This window comes from Pedobacter sp. (assembly GCF_046462515.1).
GTDB lineage: Bacteria > Bacteroidota > Bacteroidia > Sphingobacteriales > Sphingobacteriaceae > Pedobacter.
This window is the reverse complement of the sequence record NZ_JBKGVD010000003.1, coordinates 1-15,680: the sequence shown is the minus strand read 5'-3', so window position 1 is coordinate 15,680 and position 15,680 is coordinate 1. Positions and strand designations below refer to the sequence as shown.

The window sequence follows — 15,680 nt, the reverse complement described above, 5'->3', positions numbered from 1 at the left end:
ACTGAATTTACAATTACAATCCATAACCTATATTTATCTCTTTAAATTTACACATATGAGCCTATCAGCACTTCATAAAAAACAACGTCATTATATTCCTCAGGATTTAAGTATAGCCTGGGAAAACCTTGAGCCCATTTTCAACGAGCTTTTAAAAAGAGAAATAGATAGCGTAAAAGAACTTGAGCAATGGTTGCGTGATAAGAGTGAACTTGAAGCTGCATTAGAAGAAGATTTCGCCTGGAGATACATTAAAATGTCATGTGATACCTCAAATGAGGAACTGGTTAAAAGTTTCCAATATTTTGCTACAGAAATTGAACCTAAAATCTCTCCGATAGCCAATCAGTTAAATAAAAAATTCTGTGAAAGTCCTTTTATTGATCAGCTGGATCAAGAAAAATACTTTGTTTATATACGTAGCATAAAAAAAGCTTTAGAACTTTTTAGAGAAGAAAATATTGAACTATTTACGAAATTACAGGTTGCACAGCAAAAATATCAGGCCATTACAGGGGCAATGAGTGTTGAACTTGAAGGCAAGACTTACACCTTAGAACAAGCTGCAAATTTCTTAAAAGACACCAATCGTGAAACAAGGGAAAATGCCTGGAGAAACATTCAGCAACGAAGACTTGTTGATAAAGATGACCTCAACACATTATTTGATGAGTTGGTAAAAATGAGACATCAGGTAGCTTTAAACGCAGGCTTTGAAAATTATCGTGATTATATGTTCCAAGCTTTGGGGCGTTTTGATTATACGCCTAAAGACTGTTATGATTTTGCTGCTGCGATAGAAAAAGAAATTGTACCTCTATTAAAAGAACAAGCAGATAAACGTAAAAAAGCGCTAAACTTAGCTGATCTTAAACCTTGGGATCTGGATGTAAGCACAACAGGAAAGCCCGCTTTAAAACCTTTCCACAATGGAAACGAATTGATTGATAAATCTATTCTTTGTTTTAGCGCATTAAGACCTTCATTAGGAGAAAAGCTTGCGATCATGAAACAGAATAATCTTTTTGATGTCGAAAGTCGCATGGGCAAAGCACCGGGCGGCTACAACTACCCGCTTGCTGAAACAGGAGCTCCATTTATTTTTATGAATTCAGCCAATTCCCTACGTGATTTGACCACTATGGTACATGAAGGAGGGCATGCCGTACATACTTTTTTAACTGCCAATCTAGAGCTCAATGATTTTAAGCATTGCCCGTCTGAAGTAGCAGAATTAGCATCTATGAGTATGGAGTTAATTTCTATGGATAAATGGGATGTTTATTTTGATAAGGAAGAAGACCTGATCAGAGCTAAAAAAGAGCAGCTTGCTGATGTATTGAAAACACTGCCATGGGTAGCTGTAATAGATCAGTTTCAACATTGGATCTATACCAATCCAGAACACAACGCGGCCGATAGAGAAACGGCATTTAAACAAATTTATGAAAGATTTGGAGCAGGTTTTGCCAATTGGGATGATCTAGAACAACAATTAAGGAATATATGGCAAAAGCAATTGCATTTATTTGAAGTACCTTTTTATTACATAGAATACGCAATTGCGCAATTAGGTGCCATTGCTGTATGGAAAAACTATAAAGAAAACCCTGAAAAAGCACTTGATCAATACCTTGCCGCGCTAAGCTTAGGTTATACTAAACCTATGAATGTGATTTATGAAACAGCAGGTATTAAATTTGATTTTAGTGCTTCCTACATAAAAGAGCTTGCAACATTTGTTAAAGATGAGTTAGAAAAATTGGAATAGAAGGACCTTGTTCGTTGTTGGTTGCCCGTTGTTCGCTAAACGATAGACGATAGATGAAACCAAATAGCCCTTTCATTTTTAACACATATTTTTTAAGTTTGGAGAATTCAACCAAGCAACCAGAATTAAATGCTGAATAACCTGTTTAGAAAAAAATCCGTTTCCAAAATATTAGAAGAAGCCTCAAAAGGTTACGGGGATCATGAAAGCTCATTAAATAAAACCCTAGGAGTAAGAGACTTAACTGCTTTTGGCATAGCCGCTATCATAGGAGCAGGTATATTTAGCACTATCGGTAAAGCCAGCGCAGACGGTGGACCAGCAGTAATTTTCCTCTTCATTTTCACTGCAATTGCTTGTAGTTTCGCTGCTTTTGCTTATGCTGAATTTGCATCTATGGTTCCTGTTTCAGGAAGCGCTTACACCTACTCCTATGTTGCTTTTGGCGAATTAGTGGCCTGGATTATAGGTTGGTCCTTAATTATGGAGTATGCAATTGGTAATATAACAGTAGCTATTTCCTGGTCTGATTATTTTACGAGCTTGCTCTCCTCCATCAAAATAAAAAGCTTGGGAATAGATGGAATACATATACCTGATTGGGCAACAATGGATTATCTTACCGCTTTTAACGGTCATAAACATGCCGAAGCTTTGATTAATGCGGGTAAAGACATTGCTAACTTAGATGAAGCAACGAGCATTGCCAATAATGCCTGGGTTACGGCTCCTCAAATTGGAGGTTTTCATTTTGTGGCAGATTTACCGGCCTTAGGTATTATTATATTCATTACATGGCTGGTTTATCGTGGCATGAAAGAATCAAGAAACGCCAGTAACGCCATGGTGATTATAAAATTAGCTGTTATTTTACTGGTGCTATCTGTTGGTATTTTCTATGTAGATACAGAAAACTGGAACCCTTTTGCACCAAATGGTGTTTCAGGAATATTAAAAGGCGTATCGGCCGTATTTTTTGCTTATATAGGTTTTGATGCTATTTCTACAACTGCAGAAGAATGTAAAAATCCACAACGAGATTTGCCAAAAGGTATGATGTGGGCTATTATCATTTGTACCATCCTATATATAGCTATAGCTTTAGTGCTTACCGGAGTTGTTAAATACAATACTTTAGCAGTTGGAGATCCTTTAGCCTATGTTTTTGATCAGATTGATCTTAAATTGATGAGTGGTATTATTGCAGTAAGTGCAGTCTTTGCAATGGCCAGCGTATTATTGGTTTTCCAAATGGGACAGCCTCGTATCTGGATGAGCATGAGCCGAGATGGATTATTACCGAAATCATTTTCAAAGATTCATCCTAAATACAAAACCCCTTCATTTTCTACAATTGTTGTAGGTTTTGTAGTAGCTATACCCTCATTGTTCATGAATCTGACCATCGTAACCGATTTATGTTCTATAGGTACTCTGTTCGCATTTGTATTGGTGTGTGCAGGTGTACTAGTATTACAAAACAGACCTGATGTACAAAGAGGAAAGTTTAAAATTCCTTATGTAAATTCTAAATACATTATTCCACTATTATTTGTAGCTTCTGTTATTTTTAGTTTAACACAGTTTAAAACAGAAACATTGGCTTTCTTAAAAAATGAAACCAAATCGGTTGATGCAACCACATTTGTAACTTCATTAAACAACGGGGAACTACAGACTGTTAAGAACGAGATCGCTCAAAATCCTGTTGTTCTTCAGGGCAAACAAATAGATGCGGAAGCTTATCTGAATAATTTAAGCGCAGAACAATATGAAAGTTTCCTAACAAAATCTTCTATCAACTTTGACAAAAAATATGAAAGTGGTTGGAAACTCTTTAAGCATAAGATACCAATGTGGATATTCTTATTAATCTGTGTTGTAATTTCATATTTCTGTTTTACTAAAAATCTATCCCTGATACCTGTTTTAGGACTGATCAGTTGTTTATACATGATGTGTGAATTGGGTATCAGCAACTGGATTGGCTTTGGTGTCTGGCTGGCTGTAGGTCTGGTTATTTATTTCTCATACGGCTATAAGAACAGCAAGCTTGCACAAAACAAGGCATAAAAAGGCTATAATGCTCCAAAAAACGTCAATACTTTTAATCGGTTACGACTCTAATCTTTGTCTTGGCGTTTTATATTGCCTTAAATCGCTTAATGCTGATATTTACCTATTAACCAGCAATAAGAAAAATGCAGCACGGTTTTCTATCTACCTCAAAAAAACCTATGAGGAATACGACAAAAATGGCATACAGCAAATTAAGGACATTGTAAAGGCCCATAACATAGGCCTTATCATGCCCATAGATGAACTCGAAATAAGAAATATAAAGCTTCATACCGAAGAGTTGAGCAAAATTGCAATATGTAGCTGGGGTACCGAAGTAGATAGATTTGATATTGCTATCAATAAAATGAAGCTAGCGAAATTCCTTACCGAGCATAATGTTCCATGCCCCAAATTTGCAGTTCTCGAAGATTTAGAAAAACTAAAGAAAGATGCGGAAGATATAGGCTATCCAGTATTGGTCAAACCAGATCGAGAAGCTTTTGGAAGGTTGATACAACGTTTTGAAAACTGGGAGGAACTTAAAGATTTCTATATGGAGAACGAAACGAAACTCAACCGTTTTATTCTACAGCCCTTTATAATAGGAAGTGATGTTACCTGTAATGTGATATGCAGGGAGGGAGAACTTATCTGTTATACCATACAGGAATCTCCTGTTAAAACAGGAAATGATTTCAGTTCTAATGATATTCTTAGGTTCCATGATGATGAACAGGTAATAAGCGTAATTGCAAAGATGATGAAATTACTTAACTGGCATGGAGTAGCTTGTATAGACATGAGAAGAGATATTCGTGATAACTCAGTAAAAGTACTGGAAATCAACGGGCGTTTCTGGGCATCTGTAATCAGCTCATATGTTCGTGCTGGGATAAATTTTCCTGTCACAATGGTTAAATTGGCACTGGCAAAAGAAGTTGATCCTTTCCATGCCAAACAAGGTCAGCAATTGACACTAAAGCAGGTAATTTCTTCAACTTTTACCAAAAACCGTAGCTCTATTAAAGACACTAAATATATAAGCTACCTCGCAGACCCATTTGCCAGAATTGCACAATTGCTGAAAATCTAATCATAGACAGTCAAACTAAATAATTAGACCACTTGAAGATTATTCAAATATGCGCAGCCTATAAACCCGCTTACATCTATGGTGGACCAACCATGTCGGTTTCCAAACTCTCTGAAGAATTAACCGGATTTAAACAAGATGTTACCGTTCTTACTACCACAGCTAACGGAAAAACAGAATTAGATGTTGCCACTGGTACCGAAACCTTGGTAGATGGTGTAAAAGTTTATTATTTTAAGCGGTGGACTAAGGATCATACCCACTTTTCTCCTTCACTCCTGTTACACTTGCATAAAATCTTAAAACAAGCTAAGAAGGATCACACTAAAATCATCGTACATATTCATGCCTGGTGGAATTTAATTTCAATATTATCATGCTGGTTAGCTAAAATCCATAAAGTTCCTGTAATCCTTTCGCCAAGAGGGATGTTAAACCACTATACAACCAGTAATAAAAATTCTTTACCAAAAAAGATTATACATTTAGGTATAGGAAAAAAATTGTTAAAATATACATACATACATTCTACCAGTGCTAAAGAACAGGCTGACGTTCAGGAAACTTGTGCCACAAAAACCATAAATGTAATCCCTAATTTCGTTAAGTTAAGTCCTGTAGTCCCTAAAGAATCTCCTATCCCCTCTTCCCATTTTAGGTTGTTATTTTTATCTAGGATTGAACAGAAAAAAGGGCTTGAGATATTATTTGAAAGTTTAAGTAAACTGGGTTTAGAATGGAAACTTAGTATTGCAGGAACCGGAGAAGAACAATATTTAAAAACACTTAAAAAATATGCCAAAGACCTAAATATAGATCATAATATTAAATGGATAGGTTATGTGCATGGCAATGAAAAATTTGAAATGATGGCTAGACATGACCTTTTGGTATTAACTTCTTTTAATGAGAATTTTGCTAATGTAATTATAGAAGCCTTAAGTGTAGGAACTCCCGTTTTAGTTTCTGAAGAAGTTGGATTGGCTGAGTATATTTTACAAAATAACATGGGATGGATTTGTAAACATTATACTAATGATATTATCCAAGGCTTAGAGGAAGCATTTAATAATAAAGACAAACGTAATTACATCAGGAAAAATGCGCCGGAAATAATTAAAAAAGATTTCGATAATCATCTACTGGTAAATCAGTATATTAGCCTATATCAGGACCTAACAACCTATTAACCAGATATTCTATGTCAGAGTATAAAGATTACGGTTTTCATAATAACGAAAACAGCCATACGCACAACTACCTCTTAAAGCCCATACTAAATCTGATCAGCACTAAAAATACTCCGGTTTTAGATTTGGGATGCGGCAATGGTTCATTTGCCAATGAATTAATTAAAAATGATTTTGATGTATATGGGACCGATGCTTCAGAACAGGGAATAAAACTAGCTAACCAGATTAATCCTGATCGTTTCTTTATTCAGGATTTAAGCTCAGATCAGCTTCCTGTACAACTACAGCGGATCCCTTTTAAAACCATTGTTTCAACAGAAGTAATTGAGCATTTATATGCACCAAGAACCTTTGTATCTTTTGCCAAGAAAATTCTCTTAAAAAATGGTGGTGGCGAGTTCATTGTATCTACACCTTATCATGGTTATCTAAAAAATCTTACCATTGCGCTTACCAACAAAATGGATAGCCATATCAATCCTCTTTGGGATGGAGGACACATTAAGATTTGGTCAAGAAAAACGCTTACAGCTCTACTTAAAGAGCAGGGCTTTCAGGTTACTCATTTTAAAGGATGCGGTCGTTTTCCTTATCTTTGGAAATCAATGGTTATAAGAGCAACAATAGCGTGAATACCGAGTTTAGCTTCATTATACTTACTTTTAACGAAGAACAACATTTACCTCGTTTACTCAATTCTATAAAAGGGTTAAAAGCTGCTGTTTTTATTCTGGATTCAGGCAGTACAGATAATACTCTGCAGATTGCCGAAACTTATGGTGCCATAGTACAGCAACATGTTTTTATTAATCACCCCAAACAATGGCATTTTGCTTTAAATAACTTCGCAGTCCAAACCCCTTGGATAATAGGCCTAGATGCCGATCAAATTGTTACTCCCGAGCTTTTTACACATTTACAAAATTTTAAGAGCAAAGATTATGAAACGATAAACGGTATTTATTTTAACCGTAAAAATATTTTTAAAGGCAAATGGATCAAATATGGTGGTTATTATCCAAAATATCTGCTAAAAATGTTCAGAGCCAACATTGGTTATTCAGACCTGAATGAAAATATGGATCACAGATTTATTGTCCCAGGAAAAACTGTAATCTGGAAAGAAGGCCACATTATAGAAGAAAATCTTAAAGAAAACGATATTGAATTTTGGATAGCCAAACACAATAAATATAGTACGCTTGTTGCGCACGAAGAATTTGAACGGTTACAAACAATAAAACAATCAGCCACCTCTCCTTCTTTATTTGGAGATCCCAATCAAAAAATTGCCTATTTAAAAAATATATGGTGGAAAATGCCCCTTTATATTCGCCCGTTTTTATATTTCTTTTACCGTTACTTTATTAAGTTAGGCTTTTTAGATGGCAAAACAGGCTTTATTTTTCATTATCTGCAAGGTTTCTGGTTCAGGTTAGTTATTGATATAAAAATTAGCGAGCTTAAGAAAAAAGCTCATCCTTTTAATTGATTTGCTTTACAGAACTTTATTAATTTTGTTTCCATGACCAGCAAACTAAAACTTATTTATAAAAAACCATGGTTTTTTACCCTAAGTTTTGTGGCTTTAGCCTTTACCCTGTACTACTTTAATTACTTTTTCATTGGTCTGGTTAACAAAGGGGGCGGATATTACAGCCCTTTTCTTGATCGCTACCTGAATTACCCCCATTGGTTACAACAAATACTTTTAAAAGGCGCCAGTGTCCTGCTTCACCTATTTGGGATTGATAATTTTGTTTATCACGACAGTATTAAAATAAGCAGAGGAGTATGGGTAAACGTAGGCTACTCATGCTATGGCATGGGTATCATTACCTCTTTTTGGGCCTTTGTAATTGCCTATCCTTATAAAACAGTAAAAAAGAAATTATACTTTATGCTAACTGGCACGCTGATTATTATCTTAACCAATGTTATACGTATTGCTTCGGTTGGTCTCATATTTAGCAAGTTTAAAACAGTTAGACAACATGCCGATCTGCATCATGATTTATATAACATTTTTGCATATTTGGTAATTATTTTAATGATCTGGTCCTGGTTAAAAGAAAATAAAAAAAGTAATGTACATCTTGGGAATTAATGCTTATCATGGCGACTCTTCTGCCTGTATATATCAAAATGATATACTCATAGCAGCGGCAGAAGAAGAACGTTTCAGACGCATCAAACACTGGGCGGGTTTTCCTTCCCAGGCTATTCAGTTTTGTTTGAACGAAGCCGGAATTAGCATTTCGGATGTAGATCATATTGCTATTTCAAGAGATCCTAAAGCCAATTTTAACCGTAAAGTTTTTACAGCCCTTAAAAACAGGTTAAGCATAAATAATATGATTAGCCGCATAAAAAATTTAAAGAAGGCGGCTTCCATAACTGATGAATTCTGCAATCATTTTAATATTAAACCTCAGCAGCTTAAAGCGCAAATACATCATGTAGAACATCATCGTAGTCATTTAGCCAGCGCTTTTTTTGCTTCTCCCTATGCAAAAGCAGCATTGCTTTCTATTGATGGCTTTGGAGATTTTACCAGCACAATGACTGGCACAGGAAACAACAATCACATCAAAGTACTTGAAACAGTTTCTTATCCCCACTCTATAGGTATTTTTTATACCACCTTTACACAATGGCTGGGTTTTCCTCATTATGGCGATGAGTATAAAGTAATGGGGCTTGCTCCTTATGGCAGGCCTAAATATGTAGAAAAATTAAGAGAAGCAATTAAAACTACGGATAACGGACTTTTCGAACTGAACCTAAAATATTTTAATCATTCTACAAAAGGTGTAAACATGGTATGGGAAGGTGGCATACCTGCGATGGACAGTTTATTTTCTGATGAATTGATCAGCGACTTTGGTCCCGCCCGCAAATCTGATGAGCCATTATCACAAGATCATAAAGACTGGGCTGCATCTATACAACGCATTACTGAGGAAATCATCTTTCATTTGTTAAAGCATCTTCATGCAAAAACAGGATTAGACTCTATTTGCATTGCCGGAGGTGTCGCACAAAATTCTGTTGCAAATGGTAAGATATTACTAAATACACCATTTAAGCACTTATATATTCCTCCTGCCGGGCATGATGCCGGTACCTGCATAGGTGCCGCATTATGGGTTTACAATCAGTTATTACAACAGCCCCGAACCAAGCCTATGTTACATGGTTATTTAGGTAGCCAATACAACAATGAGGATATCAAAGCATTTCTGTCTGATAAAAATGTAAAATTTGAAAAGCTGGAAAATCATGAGCTCTTTGACAGGGTTACCGATTGCCTAATCAATGCAGGCGTGGTAGGTTGGTTTCAGGGAAGAGCTGAATTTGGTCCCCGGGCATTAGGTCACCGCTCTATTATTGCAGACCCACGACGTATAGATGCGAAAGATATTTTAAATGCCAAGATCAAACGGCGTGAATCATTCAGACCTTTTGCGCCTTCTATTTTAAAAGAACATGTTGAAACTTATTTTGAGCAAACGGATAATGTACCTTTCATGGAAAAAGTATTTCAGATAAAAGAAGAAAGAAAAGTACTTATTCCTGCGGTTACCCATGTAGATGGCACAGGCCGGTTGCAAACCGTAGATCAGCAAATTGAACCTAAATATTATGGTTTAATTAACCGTTTTTACGAAAAAACGAATGTTCCGGTATTATTAAATACTTCTTTTAATGAAAACGAACCTATTGTGAACCATCCTGCTCATGCACTTGATTGTTTCTTAAGAACCAAAATGGATATGCTGGTGCTCGAAAACTATATTATTACGAGAGAATAACCTAGCTTTCAGTTTCGGTATTGATGGCTTTCCAAAGCATGTCTTTAAGTTCAACCAAACCTTGTTGGGCAACAGATGAAATAAAAACATAAGGAATTTTTGGCAGGTCATTCTTCATTTCCTGTTTCAATTCTTCATCCAGTAAATCTGATTTGGTAATGGCCAAAACATGTGGTTTCTGCATCAGCTCAGGATTATATTCATGTAATTCGCGTTTCAGGATCTGATATTCTTCATTAATGCTTCTGCTGGTATCAGCAGGAACCATGAACAATAATACAGAATTACGCTCTATGTGTCTTAAAAACCTAAAACCTAAACCTTTTCCTTTAGATGCACCTTCAATAATACCCGGTATATCTGCCATTACAAAAGATTTTGAATCCCGATAAGCAACTATACCTAAATTAGGTACAATAGTAGTAAAAGGATAATCTGCAATTTCTGGCTTAGCGGCTGATACAACTGATAGCAAAGTAGATTTGCCTGCATTTGGAAATCCAACCAATCCAACATCAGCCAAAACCTTTAACTCCAAAATCATCCATTCTTCTTTTCCAGGTTCACCTGGTTGAGCAAAACGAGGTGTCTGCATGGTAGAAGTTTTAAAATGCCAGTTACCTAATCCACCTCTACCTCCTGCCGTTAAAATTTCTGTCTGACCATCTTCCGTAATTTCAAACAAGGTTTCACCAGTTTCAGCATTTTTAGCAATTGTACCTAAAGGCACTTCCAATATTTCATCCCTGCCATTTTTACCAGATCTCAAAGCGCTGCCCCCGCCCTCACCATTTTCAGCAATAATATGTTTACGGTATTTTAAGTGCAGAAGAGTCCAGATCTGAGCCGAGCCTTTTAAAATAATGTGGCCCCCTCTGCCGCCATCTCCCCCATCCGGCCCTCCTTTCGCGGTATGTTTATCGCGATGTAAATGTGCAGAACCCGCTCCGCCTTTACCAGAACGGCAGCATACTTTTACATAATCTACAAAATTTGAACCTTGGGACATGAAGATGAATTTACGACTATTTAAATTATAAATACCATTAAAAATTTTAACCTGCAGGTTATGCCCGCAGGTTAAAATTTGATGTATAATATGTTATTGAATTAAAAACTATCTATAACCTCACAAAGATTATCGAAGATGGTTTCAATCTCACCTATTCCGTTAACTTTTGCCAGTTTTCCCTGAGTTTCGTAATAAGGTAATACGTGAATAGTTTTATCAAAATATTCTCCGATACGCTTTTTCAATTTCTCAGCATCATCATCAGGTCTTCCGTTTAGTTTATGACGCTCGGCAATTCTACGGGTTAATTCTTCCTGATTTACATCTAAGGCAATTACACCATTAACTTTAGCGCCTTTACTTTCTAAAAAACGATCCAATTCTTCTGCTTGGGGAACCGTACGTGGAAAACCATCAAAAATAAATCCCTTAGCAGTCTTATTCCTGTCAACTTCTTCTTCCAGCATAGCAATAGTTATGCTATCAGGCACCAGTTCTCCGTCTGCAATAAGCTGACTAACCTGTTTACCTAAGTCTGTCTGGTTTTTGATATGAGCTCTGAATAAATCACCCGTCGAGATGTGAACCAACTGATATTTATCAATCAATTTTTGTGATTGGGTACCTTTGCCTGCACCCGGAGGGCCAAAGAGAACTAAATTAAGCATTTAAGTATCTATCTTTTATTTTTAAGCCTTTATAAAGACTTTCTTTAAAAAGCCTTACCTTAAAAACAAAAAGTAAAGCTGCCAATGTTTAATTATTTAAGGTTTAACAATCAGATAGTGTATTTTTTACACTAAATGCTTACTCCTTATTTTTGAGCTGCAAATATATAAATTTTAAAATATTATTTAGGGTATTAGATTCTACAAAAATTAACAAATAAGACATAATTTGTTTACAATGCCCACAAATGCTCGCTTGATGTTTAAAGAGTTTTAATTTCAAAAACCAATTTGTTTAAAGAAATAAGAAGAATTATATGCGAGTTATTTCTACCAGAAACATAAAAACACAAAGTATTGAGCACAAAAAAAGGACATTCAAATGAATGTCCCCCCTGTGCACTCGTAGGGATTCGAACCCCAAACCTTCTGATCCGTAGTCAGATGCTCTATCCAATTGAGCTACGAATGCATTCTCGTTTTGTAACGGACTGCAAAGGTAATGTATCAGAATTAATTTCGCAATTTTTTTTGTACAATAACAAGAAAAAATAATCTATATATCAGTTTTATCCTGCTACAATTGCTTTAATCTTTTCAAAATCAGGCAGGTTCCCTGCTTCCTCTAAAACCTCAGCATAAATAATCACCCCATTCTCATCTACCACAAAAGCCGCTCTTTTTGCTACACCTTTCATTCCGAATGCAAATTCTTCATAAATGGCGCCATATGCTCGGGCTGCCTCCTTATTAAAATCAGACAGCAAAGGGAACTGATAATTTTGATCTTCTTTAAATTTAGCCAGAGTAAAAGGTGAATCAACAGAAATCCCTACAATCTCTGCGTTAAGATCTTTATAATAACCAAAACTATCCCTCATCGTACAAAGCTGTGTTGTACATACTCCCGTAAAAGCCAATGGAAAGAAATGGATAATCAGTTTTTTACCTTGGTAGTCTTCCAAAGACACCTCTTTTAAATCTGAACTATAAAGTTTAAATGAAGGCGCTTTATCTCCTGTTTGTAATGCCATAATTATACTTGTTAAATTGATTAAATTATTGTTGTGCTTTTAATATTGCTGGTCTAACTGCTGTCTCACTATTTCCAAACCATTTTCAAAGCTATGAGGTCGGTAATTCAATTTGGTCATTGCTTTGTCTAAAATAAAACCTGTTTTTTGGGGGCGTTTGGCTTCCTGATTCAATTCAGCAGAGCTTACTTCCTGGATGAGAGATTTATCCAAATTCCAAAAATCGGCCACCTTATAAACAATATCAGCAATGCTCATCATATCTGGGCCAGAAATATGAAAAATACCTTCCGCTTCTTTTTCTGCCACAGCAACACTTGCCCAGGCTAAATCTTCGGCTAAGGTAGGCATACGCCACTGATCATTTACCACCTTAATAACGGTATTGCTCTGCAAAGCATTTTTAGCCCATAATACAATATTACTACGGCTCATATCTTTTAATATTCCATACACCAGTATGGTACGAATAACAGCCCACTTCCCTTTCATTTGCTGTGTCAACAGCTCTCCCCTCAGTTTGCTCTCACCATAATAACTTACAGGATTTGGCAAGTCAGTTTCTTTATAAGGTCCGGCTTTGCCATCAAAAACAAAATCGGTAGATATATATATAAAATGTATAGCCAGCTCCTCGCATAATGCTATCAGGTTAGCAGTGGCTTTCACATTCACTTCCTCACATAATTTCCTATCATCATGACAAGTATCCACATTAGTAATTGCGGCCGTATGTATCAGCGTATCGGGTCTGTGCTTTCTAAGTACCTCAGCTACCTGTTCAGCATTGCAAATATCCATTTCTTCGTAAGTATAATTTCCACCTGTAAATACTCTATTCTTTCCCTTACTTGTGGTAATCAGCTGCAGGTTATCTAAAGAAAGGATATAATCTGTTAATTTCTGTCCCAGCAGTCCGTTACTACCAGTTACCAATATTTTTTTCATTTTGTATCTCAAAGCAATCCCCTTGTATTTTCAGCTACAAAGACAACTGAATTTAAGCCTAAAAATACATTATTTCCAACATTTAAAACACATCGGTTTTGGCGTTTAAATAATTGTTAAAAAACTTTTTATTTATCTGTAAAAATTACATTTAAAAGTTATAACTTTGCCAACCGAAAAGTAGGTGCGTAAAAACGCGTTTAACATTTTGATTTTTATAATTTTACCAAAAAGAATATATGCCTAACATTGGAAAAATAGCGCAGATTATAGGCCCGGTAGTTGACGTAAGCTTTGTTAACGATGCCCATTTACCTAAGATTTTCTCTGCTTTAGAGATTACAAAAGAAAACGGACAAAAAATCGTTTTAGAGGTGCAACAACACCTTGGCGAAGACCGTGTTCGTGCCATTGCAATGGACTCAACTGATGGTTTAGTACGTGGAATGGACGCTTTAGACACTGGAGCTCCTATCAAAATGCCTGTTGGCGATGAAATCAAAGGGCGTTTATTCAACGTAGTTGGAGAAGCTATTGACGGTATCAATAAAATTGATAACGCTAATGGCAAGCCTATTCACACTACCCCTCCAAAATTTGATGAGCTTTCTACTGAAACAGAGGTACTTTTTACAGGTATCAAAGTAATCGATTTATTAGAGCCTTATGCAAAAGGTGGTAAAATTGGATTATTCGGTGGTGCTGGTGTTGGTAAGACGGTATTGATTCAGGAATTAATCAACAACATTGCAAAAGGACACGGTGGTCTTTCAGTATTTGCTGGTGTTGGCGAGCGTACTCGTGAAGGAAACGATTTACTTCGTGAGATGTTGGAGTCTGGCATTATCAAATACGGTGATAAATTCATGGAAGAAATGGAAAAAGGTCAATGGCCTTTGGACACTGTAGATTTAGAGTTAATGAAAGAGTCTAAATGTACATTCGTATTCGGACAGATGAATGAGCCTCCAGGTGCTCGTGCTCGTGTTGCGTTATCAGGTTTGACGATTGCGGAATACTTCCGTGATGGAGATGGCGAAGGACAAGGTCGTGATATCTTATTCTTTATTGATAACATCTTCCGTTTTACCCAAGCAGGTTCTGAGGTATCGGCTTTATTAGGTCGTATGCCATCAGCAGTAGGTTACCAACCTACCCTAGCAACAGAGATGGGTTTAATGCAAGAGCGTATTACATCAACTAAGAACGGATCAATCACATCTGTACAAGCGGTATACGTACCTGCGGATGACTTGACTGACCCTGCTCCGGCAACAACATTTGCTCACTTAGATGCAACTACAGTATTATCCCGTAAAATTTCTGAGTTAGGTATTTACCCAGCGGTGGATCCATTGGATTCTACTTCACGTATCCTTTCTCCAGCAGTTTTAGGTGATGAGCATTACAATACTGCACAACGCGTAAAAGAAATTCTTCAACGTTATAAAGAACTTCAGGATATCATCGCCATCTTAGGTATGGACGAATTATCTGAAGAAGATAAGTTAACGGTACACCGCGCACGTCGTGTACAACGTTTCTTGTCACAACCATTCCACGTAGCAGAGCAGTTTACAGGTTTGAAAGGTTGTCTAGTAGACATCAAAGACACTATCAAAGGATTCAACATGATCATCGATGGTGAGGTAGATGAATACCCAGAAGCATCTTTCAACTTGGTAGGTTCAATCGAAGACGCTATCGAGAAAGGTAAAAAACTATTAGCAGAAGCAGTTTAATGTAAGATATGAGATATTAGACATGAGATATGAGACTTTTGAAAGTATAAAAAGTCTCATATTTTAAGTTTAGGTCTCAAATCTCAAATCTCACATCTCAAGTCAAAAATGAAATTAACAATCATAACTCCAGACAAATTAGCTTACGAAGGTGATGTAACAGCGGTTACAGTTCCGGGATCGGCGGGTTCTTTTCAGATTCTGAAGGATCACGCGGCTATTGTGTCTACGCTAGAAGATGGTAAAGTCATTATTAAGAAGAATAATGATGAAGAAGTCATTATTATTAAAGGTGGTGTAGTAGAAGTAAAGGACAACAATATCATCGTTTTAGCAGAAGGAA

At 36.4% G+C, this 15,680-nt stretch carries 14 protein-coding genes and 1 tRNA gene; 10 read left to right on the top strand and 5 right to left on the bottom strand.

Features of this window, described 5'->3' with window-relative positions:
• The first annotated feature begins 55 nt into the window (after positions 1 to 55).
• The 8 genes from ACLHG9_RS02760 (at position 56) to ACLHG9_RS02725 (ending at position 9,933) form a co-directional block, all read left to right on the top strand.
• Positions 56 to 1,771 carry a M3 family oligoendopeptidase gene (locus ACLHG9_RS02760; protein WP_410219996.1) on the top strand — a complete coding sequence of 572 codons (1,716 nt, stop codon included), beginning with the start codon at positions 56 to 58 and terminating at the stop codon, positions 1,769 to 1,771.
• Positions 1,772 to 1,900: 129 nt separating this feature from the next.
• Positions 1,901 to 3,844 (top strand): amino acid permease, encoded by a 1,944-nt coding sequence (locus ACLHG9_RS02755; protein ID WP_410219995.1) that lies wholly within the window; start codon positions 1,901 to 1,903, stop codon positions 3,842 to 3,844.
• Between the two features lie 10 nt (positions 3,845 to 3,854).
• A complete protein-coding gene (locus ACLHG9_RS02750) occupies positions 3,855 to 4,925 on the top strand; it encodes an ATP-grasp domain-containing protein (protein WP_410219994.1) in 1,071 nt (356 codons plus the stop codon).
• A gap of 32 nt (positions 4,926 to 4,957) precedes the next feature.
• Complete coding sequence (locus ACLHG9_RS02745; protein ID WP_410219993.1) at positions 4,958 to 6,115, top strand: XrtY-associated glycosyltransferase XYAG1; 1,158 nt, start codon at positions 4,958 to 4,960, stop codon at positions 6,113 to 6,115.
• A gap of 11 nt (positions 6,116 to 6,126) precedes the next feature.
• Entirely contained in the window at positions 6,127 to 6,750 is a 624-nt protein-coding gene (locus ACLHG9_RS02740) for a class I SAM-dependent methyltransferase (RefSeq protein ID WP_410219992.1), read from the top strand.
• A complete protein-coding gene (locus tag ACLHG9_RS02735; protein WP_410219991.1) occupies positions 6,747 to 7,610 on the top strand; it encodes a glycosyltransferase family 2 protein in 864 nt (287 codons plus the stop codon). The genes ACLHG9_RS02740 and ACLHG9_RS02735 overlap by 4 nt, the downstream gene beginning before the upstream one ends.
• Before the next feature lie 33 nt (positions 7,611 to 7,643).
• Positions 7,644 to 8,225, top strand: coding sequence for an exosortase/archaeosortase family protein (locus ACLHG9_RS02730; RefSeq protein ID WP_410219990.1), 582 nt, complete (start codon positions 7,644 to 7,646; stop codon positions 8,223 to 8,225).
• Entirely contained in the window at positions 8,206 to 9,933 is a 1,728-nt protein-coding gene (locus ACLHG9_RS02725; protein ID WP_410219989.1) for a carbamoyltransferase, read from the top strand. Before ACLHG9_RS02730 ends, ACLHG9_RS02725 begins: the two co-directional genes overlap by 20 nt.
• Before the next feature lies 1 nt (position 9,934).
• Here the strand turns inward: ACLHG9_RS02725 and obgE are convergent, their stop codons facing one another.
• The 5 genes from obgE to ACLHG9_RS02700 all read right to left on the bottom strand — a co-directional run bounded on the left by obgE (position 9,935) and on the right by ACLHG9_RS02700 (position 13,595).
• Complete coding sequence (gene obgE, locus ACLHG9_RS02720) at positions 9,935 to 10,942, bottom strand: GTPase ObgE (RefSeq protein WP_410219988.1); 1,008 nt, start codon at positions 10,940 to 10,942, stop codon at positions 9,935 to 9,937.
• A 101-nt stretch (positions 10,943 to 11,043) separates the two neighbouring features.
• Entirely contained in the window at positions 11,044 to 11,613 is a 570-nt protein-coding gene (locus tag ACLHG9_RS02715; RefSeq protein ID WP_410219987.1) for an adenylate kinase, read from the bottom strand.
• A gap of 398 nt (positions 11,614 to 12,011) precedes the next feature.
• Positions 12,012 to 12,085 (bottom strand) — tRNA-Arg (locus ACLHG9_RS02710).
• A gap of 97 nt (positions 12,086 to 12,182) precedes the next feature.
• Positions 12,183 to 12,647 carry a redoxin domain-containing protein gene (locus tag ACLHG9_RS02705; RefSeq protein WP_410219986.1) on the bottom strand — a complete coding sequence of 155 codons (465 nt, stop codon included), beginning with the start codon at positions 12,645 to 12,647 and terminating at the stop codon, positions 12,183 to 12,185.
• 39 nt (positions 12,648 to 12,686) lie between these two features.
• Positions 12,687 to 13,595 carry an SDR family oxidoreductase gene (locus ACLHG9_RS02700; RefSeq protein ID WP_410219985.1) on the bottom strand — a complete coding sequence of 303 codons (909 nt, stop codon included), beginning with the start codon at positions 13,593 to 13,595 and terminating at the stop codon, positions 12,687 to 12,689.
• A 239-nt stretch (positions 13,596 to 13,834) separates the two neighbouring features.
• Between ACLHG9_RS02700 and atpD the strand changes: the two genes are divergently transcribed.
• Complete coding sequence (gene atpD / locus ACLHG9_RS02695) at positions 13,835 to 15,337, top strand: F0F1 ATP synthase subunit beta (protein ID WP_410219984.1); 1,503 nt, start codon at positions 13,835 to 13,837, stop codon at positions 15,335 to 15,337.
• Between the two features lie 108 nt (positions 15,338 to 15,445).
• A partial coding sequence (gene atpC, locus ACLHG9_RS02690; protein ID WP_410219983.1) for an ATP synthase F1 subunit epsilon occupies positions 15,446 to 15,680 on the top strand: 235 nt, incomplete at its 3' end.

Coding starts and splice junctions, on each gene's coding strand:
- ACLHG9_RS02760 (WP_410219996.1), top strand. CDS start 56: ATGAGCCTATCAGCACTTCATAAAAAACAACGTCATTATATTCCTCAG.
- ACLHG9_RS02755 (WP_410219995.1), top strand. CDS start 1,901: ATGCTGAATAACCTGTTTAGAAAAAAATCCGTTTCCAAAATATTAGAA.
- ACLHG9_RS02750 (WP_410219994.1), top strand. CDS start 3,855: ATGCTCCAAAAAACGTCAATACTTTTAATCGGTTACGACTCTAATCTT.
- ACLHG9_RS02740 (WP_410219992.1), top strand. CDS start 6,127: ATGTCAGAGTATAAAGATTACGGTTTTCATAATAACGAAAACAGCCAT.
- ACLHG9_RS02730 (WP_410219990.1), top strand. CDS start 7,644: ATGACCAGCAAACTAAAACTTATTTATAAAAAACCATGGTTTTTTACC.
- ACLHG9_RS02725 (WP_410219989.1), top strand. CDS start 8,206: ATGTACATCTTGGGAATTAATGCTTATCATGGCGACTCTTCTGCCTGT.
- obgE (WP_410219988.1), bottom strand. CDS start 10,942: ATGTCCCAAGGTTCAAATTTTGTAGATTATGTAAAAGTATGCTGCCGT.
- ACLHG9_RS02715 (WP_410219987.1), bottom strand. CDS start 11,613: ATGCTTAATTTAGTTCTCTTTGGCCCTCCGGGTGCAGGCAAAGGTACC.
- ACLHG9_RS02705 (WP_410219986.1), bottom strand. CDS start 12,647: ATGGCATTACAAACAGGAGATAAAGCGCCTTCATTTAAACTTTATAGT.
- ACLHG9_RS02700 (WP_410219985.1), bottom strand. CDS start 13,595: ATGAAAAAAATATTGGTAACTGGTAGTAACGGACTGCTGGGACAGAAA.
- atpD (WP_410219984.1), top strand. CDS start 13,835: ATGCCTAACATTGGAAAAATAGCGCAGATTATAGGCCCGGTAGTTGAC.